2 protein-coding genes are annotated in these 1,799 nt (G+C 75.4%); both read right to left on the bottom strand.

Going from position 1 to position 1,799, the window contains the following annotated elements; genetic code table 11:
- Positions 1-466 (bottom strand): phosphatase PAP2 family protein (locus C1A33_RS24525; RefSeq protein ID WP_207770484.1); only part of this gene is annotated, 466 nt, incomplete at its 3' end.
- A 113-nt stretch (positions 467-579) separates the two neighbouring features.
- A partial coding sequence (locus C1A33_RS24520; RefSeq protein WP_341477265.1) for an ABC transporter substrate-binding protein occupies positions 580-1,799 on the bottom strand: 1,220 nt, incomplete at its 5' end.

The raw sequence follows: 1,799 nt of genomic DNA, 5'->3' as shown, positions 1-1,799 counted from the left end.
GCGGCGCGACCGGCAGGAACATGTGGAACACCAGCGAGGACCCGGTCAGCAGGACGATCGTCGTGCGCACGGACGGGTAGGCGCCGCGGTGGCGGGCGAACAGCCACACCAGGAACAGGTTCATCGCCGGGAAGTGCACCCACGCGTAGAAGACGTTCGCGGCCCGCAGCCACGTCTCGTGGCCGAGCATGAAGTGCTCCATGCGCACCTCGCTGGGCAGGTGCGACCACTGTTCGGTCCGCCAGATCCAGTCGGCCCGCTCGATACCCCCGTCGACCCTGGTCACCCCGAGGATCCGCACGACCTGCCAGAGCGTGAACAGCCCGAGGATCGTCGCCGCCTCTGCGCTCGCCGCCGCGACGATCTCCACCGCCCGGCGCCGCCACCGCAGGAGTGCGGCGCGGGCCACGACGGCGACCACCAGCAGCACGCCCGCCAGGATCCCGGCCTGCTGCCACAGTGGCATGGACGCTCCGTCCCTCCGCTCCGGCGACTCCGCCGGCGCCGCCCCGGACCGTCACGTTACGTCCTGTCCGAGGTACACGTCCTGTCCGAGCTATACGTCCGGGACGTGCACGTTCACAGGGCCGGGGTGACGGGTCGGGCGCAGACGTCGTGCTGGTCGACCCCGAAGGCCGTGCCGGTCGGATCGACGCGCAGCACGGTGTAGCAGGTGGCGGGGTGGCTCTGAGCGGTCGCGACAGCGATCGGCGGGAGCAGGCCGCCGGCGTCGTACCGGGTCAGGCCGCGCAGCGCGGCGAGGAACCCGGCACGGGTCGGGCAGGGGCCGGCGGCCTGCAGGCCGCGCAGGAACAGATCGGTGCTGAGGTAGGCGATCAGGCTCGCGGCCTGCTCGGGATCGTCGACCTGCGGTGCGTAACGGCGCATCGCGTCGAGGTAGCGCGCCGTCGGCGGTCCGCCCGCCTCGAAGGGGCGGTAGTAGACGGGCACGAGCATCCCGGCCAGGTCCACGCCGGCGGCGCGCAGCAGGCCGCGGTCGTAGCCGTCGAGCGCGAGGACGACGCCGGGCTGCCCGCCGGCGTCGCGGATCGCGCGCAGCAGCGCGGGCAGCGCCGACGGCGCGAGCAGGGTGACGACGCTGTCCGCCCCGGTGGCGACGACCTGCCGGGCAAGGTCGCCGGGGCTGTCCGCGCCCGGCGTGTAGGCCAGGTCGGCGGCCACCCCCACCCCAGCGGCGCGCAGGCTCGCGCCGACCCGCGCGGCCGCCCCGGCGACACCCGCCGACAGCGCCGTGCGCACCACCACCGCGGAGTGACCGCCCCGCTCGGCGACGACGCGGCCGTAGGTGTCGATCGGCGTGGCCGTCGTCGCCGCGACCGACACCATGCTGGGGTAACGGGCCCAGACGTCCTCCATCGCCGATCCCACCACCGGGACGCCACGGTCGGCCAGGTAGCCCGCTCCCCCGGCGGCCGCCGAGGTGAACTCCAGCAGGCCGAACACGCCGCGCCGCTCGACCAGCTCCCGGCTGCCGAGCAGGTTCGCCGTGGGTGTGCCGTCGTCGTCGCGCCAGTCGTAGGCGATCCGCCGCCCGCCGACGCCGCCGGCCGCGTTGGCGGCGCCGATCCGCGCGTCGACCCCGGCCCGCACAGCCGGGAAGTCGGCGGCGACCATCCCGGAGTCCGGGTAGAGCAGCCCGAGCCGGATCTCGCCGGCCGTCACCCCGGGGGCACCGGCCGCGCCCCCGCACGAGGTCCGCGCACCGGCCGCCTCGGAACCCGAGCCCGAGCCCGCGAACACGGCGAGCAACACCGCCGCGACCCCCAGGCCCAGCCCGA

It is taken from the genome of Frankia canadensis, from assembly GCF_900197875.1.
Classification (GTDB): Bacteria; Actinomycetota; Actinomycetes; order Frankiales; family Frankiaceae; genus Frankia; species Frankia canadensis.
This window is presented reverse-complemented; position numbering and strand designations above follow the sequence as displayed.